A 7,310-nucleotide genomic window follows, 5' to 3' on the forward strand; every position below is an offset into this window, starting at 1 on the left:
CTGGCGCACGTTGCCCGGCCAGTTGTGCGACTGCAACACCGCCATCGCGTCCTCGCCGATGACGCGCCGCGGCAGCCCGGTCTGGGCCGAGATGTTGCCCATGAAGAACTGGATCAACTCCGGCACGTCCTCGCGGCGCTCGGACAGGGACGGCACCCGGATCGGCACCACCGACAGCCGGTGGAACAGGTCTTCCCGGAAGCGGCCCGCGGCGATCTCCTCCGACAGGTCGCGCGAGGACGAGGAGATGATGCGCACGTCGACGTGGACCCGCGTCGTGCCGCCGACGCGCTGAAAATTCTGGTCGACGAGGACGCGCAGGATGCGCCCTTGCGTCTCCCGCGGCATGTCGGCGACCTCGTCGATGTAGAGGGTGCCGCCGTGGGCCTCCTCCAGGGCGCCGACCCGCCGGCCCTGCTCGCCCTCGACGCCGAACAGTTCCGATTCCATCGTCTCCGGCAGGATCGCGGCGGCGTTCAGCAGCACGAAGGGCCCGCTGGCCCGCGCCGACGCCTTGTGCAGGCTGCGCGCGGCGAGTTCCTTGCCCGAGCCCAGCGCGCCGGTGATCATCACCCGCGCGTTCGTCGGCGCGACGCGGTCGAGCGTCTGGCGGAGCTGGTTGATCGCCACCGACGCCCCGACGATGCGGTTGGCGGTGCCCGAGCGCGCCGTGAGGTCGCGCACCTCGCGCCTGAGGCGCGAGGCCTCCAGCGCCCGCTCGGCCACGAGGATCAGCCGGTCGGCCTTGAACGGCTTCTCGATGAAGTCGTAGGCGCCCGCCTTGATCGCCGAGACCGCGGTCTCGATGTTGCCGTGGCCCGAGATCATCACCACCGGCAGGTCGGGGTGGGACGCCTTGATCAGGTCGAGCACCTGCAGGCCGTCCAGGCGCGAGCCCTGGAGCCAGATGTCGAGGAAGACGAGGTGGGGGCGCCGCGCCTCGATTGCGGCCAGCGCCTCCTCGGACCCGCCCGCGGTGCGCGCGCGGTGTCCCTCGTCGTCGAGGATGCCGGCGACGAGGTCGCGGATGTCGGCCTCGTCGTCGACGACCAGGATATCGGCGCTCATGGCTGCATCTCCGCAATTCTTCGGGGGGCCGTCGGTGCGGCGCCCTTCTCGTGAGGCGTGGGCGGGCTTGCGCCCGCTTGGATCATGGCCGGGCTCGCGCCCTCGTGGGGCCCGACCGGGTGCGCGGCCGCGTCGTCCCGCAGCGGAAGCGCGCGGGGAACCCGCATGCGCACCTGCCCGCCCCGGCCGGCCGGGTTGTCGTTCAGTTCGATCCCGCCGCCGTGCTCTTCCAGCACCTTGCTGACGATGGCCAGCCCGAGGCCGGTCCCGCCCTCGCGCGTCGTCATGTAGGGCTCCAGCAGGCGCTGGCGCCCCTCGGCGGGGAAGCCCTTGCCGTTGTCGGTCACTGTGATCGTCGCGAAGGCCTCGTCGACGGTGAGACCCAGCGAGATCCGGCCCTTGCCGCGTTCGGCCTCCGGCACCTCAGCCACCGCCTCGACGGCGTTCTTGAGGATGTTGGTGATCACCTGGGACAGGAGCCGGATGTCGAAGGCCGCGATGATCGTCTCAGCCTCCGTCGCTCCGCCGGCGGAGAAGGTGAAATCAATGCCGGGGTGCGCCACCCGCATCATGAACAGGTTCTGCTTGGCGATCTCGGTGAGGTCGTTCTCGGCGATCGCGGGCTTGGGCATCCGGGCGAACGACGAGAACTCGTCGACCATGCGCTTGATCTCGTCGACCTGACGGATGATCGTCGCGGTGCACTGATCGAACACCTCGCGATCGGCGGTAATTACTTTCCCGTACTTGCGCCGGATGCGCTCGGCCGAGAGCTGGATCGGGGTCAGCGGGTTCTTGATCTCGTGGGCGATGCGCCGCGCCACGTCCGCCCAGGCCGAGGTGCGCTGGGCCGAGACGAGGTCGGTGATGTCGTCCAGCGTCACCACGAAGCCGCGCGCAGCTCCTTGCGCCTGCTCGCTCGTCACCCGCACCGCGATGGTGCGCTCGCGTCCCGCTCGCGTGAGTTGAATCTGCTGCTGGAGCGCCCGCTGCCGGCCCTCGCCCCCGGGGAGCAGCGGGGCGAGTTCGGGCACGGCGCCGGCCAGCGGCTCGCCGACCAGCGCCGCGCTGCCCAGGTCCAGCATCCGCTCGGCGGCGGGGTTGGCGATGGTGACGACGCCGCCGGCATCGACGCCGATGACCCCGGGCGAAACCCCCGAGAGCACGGCCTCTGTGAAGCGGCGGCGGCGATCGATCAGGTCGCTCGCCGCCGTCAGCCCGGCGTGCTGGCGGCGCAGCTCCTGCGTCATCTTGTTGAAGCTCTCGCCGAGATGGGCGAGGTCGCCGTCGGTCTTGCGCGCCGGCACCTGGGCGTAGAAGTTGCCGGACGCGACCTGGTCGGCGGCGTTGATCAGGCGGCGGATCGGGGCGACGAAGCGATTGGCGAAGTTCATCCCGAACCACACCGCCGACAGGAGCGCGATCAGCGCGATCAGCACGAAGACCGAGGCGAAGGTGACCTGGATCGAGGTCCGCAGGGAGTCGTAGGTCAGGTACTCGGCCGCCGCCGCGCGGGAGACGCCGGGGAAGTCGATGGCGAGCTGGCTGACCTCGCGCTGCACCAGCAGCACCGCGTCGTCGTAGGCCGGCATCCGCAGCATCGCCGCGAAGATCCGGCCTTCCGTCGGCAGCAGGCAGACGGGATCGTTGGACTTCGCCGCGTCCTCGAAGGCGGCCGCCGACGGAAGGCGCGTGGTCTTGAGCACGTCGATCTTGGCGCGCGCCACGACCTCGCTCGGCCCGCGCATGATCTGGGCGACCGGCAGGCCGAGATTGGTTGCGCGGACGGTGAGGAAGCCCTCGAACCAGTCGCGGTTCACGTCGAAGTTCGGGCGCGCCCGCGTCAGGTCGTCGTTGAGGATGCGGATTTCGCGGGCCAGCGACTGGCACTGGTTCTCCTGATAGGCATCGGCGATCTCGACGGATTTCAGCACCACGTCGCGCACCCGGTCGGTGAAGCCCAGCGACAGCCCGCGGTCAATCGTCACCGAGGCGACGACCGCGAGGAGGCAGGTCGGCAGGATCGCGATCAGGCTGAACAGGCCGACGATGCGCGAGTGCAGCCGCGCCACCGCCGCGTTCGCCCGCCGGGCGTGCAGGAAGACGCGCGCCTCCCAGGCGATGATCACCGCCAGACCGAGCACGAGCACGACGTTGACCGCCAGCAGGGTCACGCCGACGGTCGGCGTCGGCGTCACGCGGATGACGCCGGCCAGGATCAGGAAGGTGGCGATCGCCGAGACCAGGGCGGTGACCACCACCGCGGCCCCGATCCACCCGGGCCCGCGCGGCCCCGGCCGCCCACCGGCGACGGAAGCGGTCTCGTCGGGGCCCCTTGCCGGAGCCTCCGAGGTCCTGGATCGCAGAAGCGGCATGGCTGATGCAGGGCCACAACAGTGTGGCGAAATTATTACGAATCGGATCTTCGTCCGTCCGCCCCGCGCGAGGTCCGCCAGCGAGCGCGGGCACCGCCGTGCCTGCTGGAGCTTGGACCCGGCGTCGGACGATGCTATCCCGGTGGGCGGAGGCGAACGGGGTCTGGTGGCCCTCCTGGTCTTCAAAACCAGTGGTACGCCCAAAGCGTACGGTGGGTTCGATTCCCATCCGCTTCCGCCAGATCAAGCACTTAGCTTAGGTTCCGGCGATATCGTCCCCGTCGAGACCAGCGGCGCTGTGCCGGTTTTCGTGCCGACACTCTGGATTGCATGATGCAAGCATGCGGTGTTCAGGTGGGCGTACTTGAGCGTCATCGCGATGTGTCGATGAACCCAGGATCGCTTGCAAGGCCGCCAAGTCGCCGCTCTCCTGGAGGGACACGCTCGCGAACCGATGCCGTCAGTCGTGGCAGCGCCACGGCATCTTCGTCCGCTTCGCGATCACGGCGAATCGACTGGCGAAGTGGGTGTACCGCTGCCCTGTCCCTCATGCCAGAAGATCGTTTCGATGACGGTCGATCACGAGCCAGTGAGGGCACCGCTCGAGGACTGTCTTTTACTTTGCGATTTTATCCGGGACAATCTCGGACTGATCACCACGCACGTGGGCTGGGGCAGAGGGCGCTTGCGGAGCTTGTACCGTGCTGACCGATGGATTGCCGTCGTGCTTCTGCACGCTTCTCGCGCTTCAAGCTGAGGGAGCATCCATCGTCACGGTGGAAGGACTGAACCTTCCGAACGGCTTGAACGTCGTATAATCAACCTTCCAGGAATTCCACGCGCTGTAGTGCGGTTTCTGCATCCCAGCCCGCCTCGCCACCATTCACTGAATAGTACAAGCAATTATTACTTCAGTGAATGATATGATTATGCCTTATGTTTCCAGATAGTTATGCTGTTGCACTAGATACTGAAGCATACTTAAGGTAGTGCGCCTCTTGCTGGTCAGCAACGCTGCGTGAACGGCGGCGGCCCGGGCATCGCGCCCGAGATGCTCCTGCCCCCAGCATGTCAAGTCGCAAGCAGCCCGGAATCGGCAAATATATCCTCCGCTTGAAACTTCGTCTGGATCAAACCATCGGCAAACATGTAGCTGATGGCCGTCTCGATCATGTGGCGGTTCTTCTCCAGTCCGGCCGGCCAGAAGTCCTGGCCGAGCTGCTCCTGTGCATGCAGCAGGTTCTCGAGTTGCCAGGGCAGCATGGTCGACAACGCGGCGGAGTCGGCGAGCTTGGCGCGCGCGCTGTCCTGCGCCCGTGCGAAGGCCTCGTAGACGGCCGTCGGCAAGCCGGGACAGCGCGTGACGACGCTGCGCTTGATCGCGACCAGATGCATGGCGGGGAAGATGCGCGTGCGCTGGAAGTACCCCATCTCCTCGCCCATCGGGTCGGCGAACAGCCGTCCGACGTTCTCCGAGGGCCATGAGGACGGCGCCCGCGCCGTGTAGAGCGCGTCGATCTCGCCATCGGCCAGGAGCGCCGCGAGGCTGCGGTCGTTGCGCTGTTCGTGCGCGAAGCGTTCGGGGTATGCCTGCGGATGCTCGTCGCCGGCGCGCGCCGTCTCCAATCCGCCCGCAACGTAGATCGGCGACCTGCGATCGAGACCGTAATGATCGTGGAAGATGCCGCGCAGCCATACCGCGGCGGCCATGTCGAACACCGGCACGCCGATCCTCTTTCCTGCGAGGTCCGACGGCTTGCGGATGTTTTTCCCCGTGTTCACGTACACGCTGGACAATCGGAAGTGGCGCGAGGGGAAGATAGGGACTGCGACATACGGCCTCTCCGGCCGTTCCAGCGTCCGCAGGAATGACGACACCGGAAACTCGCAGCAATCGAACGTAGCGTCCGTCAACTGCCTATTGAAGAGGTCCTGCACGCCGAGCAGGCTGATCTCCGTCTCGATCCCGGAAATCTTGACGTCCCCGACGGCGAGCGGCCTCGTGCGGTCGGACTCGCTGAGACCGACCTTGAGACGTTCGTTAGCCATGACGTTGAGACCTTGCGTGCGCACCCGCGCCGTTGATTCGCACCATCAGGGCATCGAGGAGTTCCGGGAGCGCGAGCGGCGTGGCCGACACCCCTCCGCGTGCGTAGATCCCGTTCGCCTTCGCCAGCGGGAGATCGAGCTTCCTGGCCAGCCTGTCGAGCGCATCCTTGCATTCCTCCCGCGTCGGCATGCTGTGGATCGTCCGGCCCGACAGATGATCGTTGGCGCCGATCAGCGCCATCTTCTTCGCGCCGACCTGCCTCATGGCCGGGACCTTGTTGACCGAACGCTCCTCGCGTCCGAGCACGAAGCTGCGGTGGGTGAGCCCCGGCGCGACCCAGGCCACGATGTCGTCGTAGCTGTGGCCGATCCGTCCGACGACCTTCGCGACCGTCTCCGCCATCGCGTTGTGCATGACGACGTAAGACCGCTGCTCCTCATCGCCCCACTTCCAGCGCGTGGCCGATTGGCGGCGGCCCGTGCAGTCGTCCCGCCACGGCGAGACGGCGTTGCCGCGCTTCTCAAACAAGCCGGGATCGTCGTAGGAGACGGCCGGAGACACCTTCCCGTTGAACGCGGCGATATGCTCGTACGGCACCACGCCCAGCGGCTCCGAGATGACCATCCGGTGGATCACGACGCCGGCATCGTTTGCCAGCGGCGACAGGTTGAGCACCTCCTGCGAGAACTCCGGTTCCAGTCTCGCCTGCAATTCCTGGGGAAGATAGTCTCGCCCGGTCGGTCTGAAACCTTCGTCCAGCAGCCTCTGATTGATGGCCTTGTGCTCGGACGAGAACGGATACGGTTTGGTTTTCGTGCAGGGCATGAACAGGAGCACGGAGGTCTTTCCTTTCGGAAGGCTCGGCGTGTAGTCGTTCTCGACGAAGGCGATCCACTCCCGGATTCTCGGGTGATCGAGGGAGTCGACGTTGTCCTGCGGGCTGTAGAGGCACAGGGTTTCATCCAGGACGAAGGGGCTCTGGATCTTCTGTGCGGACTCGACCATGCGTTTCTTCCGGTCCTCGACGCTGACCATCGTCTCTTTCCCCTCTTCCGTTTCAATTATTGCAGATCATGCGACCTTGGCATTCATGCCGTGAGGCTCGGCCGCGAGGCGGCCCATATCGAGTTCGGCCTCGCCGTACGATCGCAGCGACGCGAGGTGCAGGTCGGAATCTTCCAGGAAGAGGTTCCGGCTGATGCCGGCGGCGATCCGTTCGACACCGAATTTCAGGGCCGAGATGCCGGCCGAGCACGCGAGGCTCGGCATTGCCGCGAAGGTGTAGCTGAAGATGTTCTTCAGGTATGGAGCGCCTTCGGGAGACTTCTCCGTGAACTGGAAGTTGGACGAGAGGTAGGGATAGGCACCGAGCGTGGCGCTCGCGTCCTCTCGGGGAGGAACGTAGCGGTCCGCCCACAGCGCGATCTTGTCCGAGAACCGCGCGAGCTCGGGCCGCCTGCCGACGTCGACCACGAACCCCGTCCCCGCGATCAGGAAGTCGAACCGCTCGGACCGGCCGTGATGCACGATCGCGACATGCTCGGCCTCCGCGCGAACCTGCGGCGCGATGCCCAGCCGCAGCGTGAAGTTCGGGAACCTGGCGCAGCGATCGAAGGTCTCCTGCGGCGGCGGCTGGTTCATGTCGAAGATCGTCTTCATGAACGCCCACTTCCTGGCGTCGTCGAGATCACCGAAGTGTCGAAGGAAGCCCGCGAATTCCATCCATCGGTTGGGGTTGACCAACGGCAGCGCCCTGCGCCGGGCGAAGACGTGGACCGACGCGGCCCCGCGTTCCAGGGCGGTCGCTGCGTTGTCGA

At 66.6% G+C, this 7,310-nt stretch carries 4 protein-coding genes, 1 tRNA gene and 1 pseudogene; 1 reads left to right on the forward strand and 5 read right to left on the reverse strand.

Going from position 1 to position 7,310, the window contains the following annotated elements:
* Nucleotides 1–1,068 (reverse strand): sigma-54-dependent transcriptional regulator (locus ACFE8Y_RS15990; protein WP_375465372.1); only part of this gene is annotated, 1,068 nt, incomplete at its 3' end.
* Nucleotides 1,065–3,443, reverse strand: a complete 2,379-nt coding sequence (locus ACFE8Y_RS15995) for an ATP-binding protein (protein WP_375465373.1) — start codon at nt 3,441–3,443, stop codon at nt 1,065–1,067. The genes ACFE8Y_RS15995 and ACFE8Y_RS15990, both read right to left, overlap by 4 nt.
* Before the next feature lie 148 nt (nt 3,444–3,591).
* Here ACFE8Y_RS15995 and ACFE8Y_RS16000 point away from each other — a divergent pair.
* Nucleotides 3,592–3,684, forward strand: a tRNA-Sec gene (locus ACFE8Y_RS16000).
* 830 nt (nt 3,685–4,514) lie between these two features.
* Here ACFE8Y_RS16000 and ACFE8Y_RS16005 read toward each other — a convergent pair.
* The 3 genes and pseudogenes from ACFE8Y_RS16005 to ACFE8Y_RS16015 form a co-directional block, all read right to left on the reverse strand.
* Nucleotides 4,515–5,492, reverse strand: a complete 978-nt coding sequence (locus ACFE8Y_RS16005) for an ABC transporter substrate-binding protein (protein ID WP_375465374.1) — start codon at nt 5,490–5,492, stop codon at nt 4,515–4,517.
* The gene (locus ACFE8Y_RS16010; RefSeq protein WP_375465375.1) at nt 5,485–6,528 is read right to left on the reverse strand and encodes a hypothetical protein; all 1,044 of its coding nucleotides are present in this window, start codon (nt 6,526–6,528) and stop codon (nt 5,485–5,487) included. The genes ACFE8Y_RS16005 and ACFE8Y_RS16010 overlap by 8 nt, the downstream gene beginning before the upstream one ends.
* 36 nt (nt 6,529–6,564) lie before the next feature.
* Nucleotides 6,565–7,310 (reverse strand): annotated as a pseudogene (locus ACFE8Y_RS16015) (NAD(P)/FAD-dependent oxidoreductase); the annotation flags it as partial.

It is taken from the genome of uncultured Methylobacterium sp., from assembly GCF_964242245.1.
Taxonomy (GTDB): Bacteria; Pseudomonadota; Alphaproteobacteria; order Rhizobiales; family Beijerinckiaceae; genus Methylobacterium.

Coding starts and splice junctions, on each gene's coding strand:
- ACFE8Y_RS15995 (WP_375465373.1), bottom strand. CDS start 3,443: ATGCCGCTTCTGCGATCCAGGACCTCGGAGGCTCCGGCAAGGGGCCCC.
- ACFE8Y_RS16005 (WP_375465374.1), bottom strand. CDS start 5,492: ATGGCTAACGAACGTCTCAAGGTCGGTCTCAGCGAGTCCGACCGCACG.
- ACFE8Y_RS16010 (WP_375465375.1), bottom strand. CDS start 6,528: ATGGTCAGCGTCGAGGACCGGAAGAAACGCATGGTCGAGTCCGCACAG.